Here is a 399-nt window from a genome sequence, read left to right as displayed (position 1 = left end):
GTTACTGGCCGGCCGGGCATCCGACCGGCCGTAACAATCGAACTGGAAGCCGGCGTAAAAGCGATGTAACAGGGCGCGCAACCAATTCGGAAGTCGCCTAACGCATGAGCGCCAAAACAGATTTCGACGTCACGGTTATCGGCGCTGGCCCGTCCGGCGCGATGGCGGCCATTCGGCTGGCGTCGTTTGGCCTCAAGGTGCTCGTCGTCGACAAGGCCGCCTTCCCGCGGGTAAAACCTTGTGCCGGCGGCCTGACAGTCAAGACGTTGAATGCCCTGCCCCATTCTGTCGGCCCGATCATCCGCAGTGTCACGGACCGCTTTGCGATCGGCGTGAAGAGCGACCGGCGAGAGCGCCTCGAAATGTTTGCTGGCGCCGATCCGATTTGCGCCTTCGTCG

At 62.7% G+C, this 399-nt stretch carries 1 protein-coding gene; it reads left to right on the top strand.

The features are described 5' to 3' along the window. Window positions 1-104 precede the first annotated feature (104 nt). On the top strand, window positions 105-399 hold a 295-nt coding region (locus tag AC1D0P_RS31065; RefSeq protein ID WP_477680243.1), incomplete at its 3' end, for an FAD-dependent monooxygenase.

Source organism: Polaromonas sp. P1_G2, from assembly GCF_056405515.1.
This window is presented reverse-complemented; position numbering and strand designations above follow the sequence as displayed.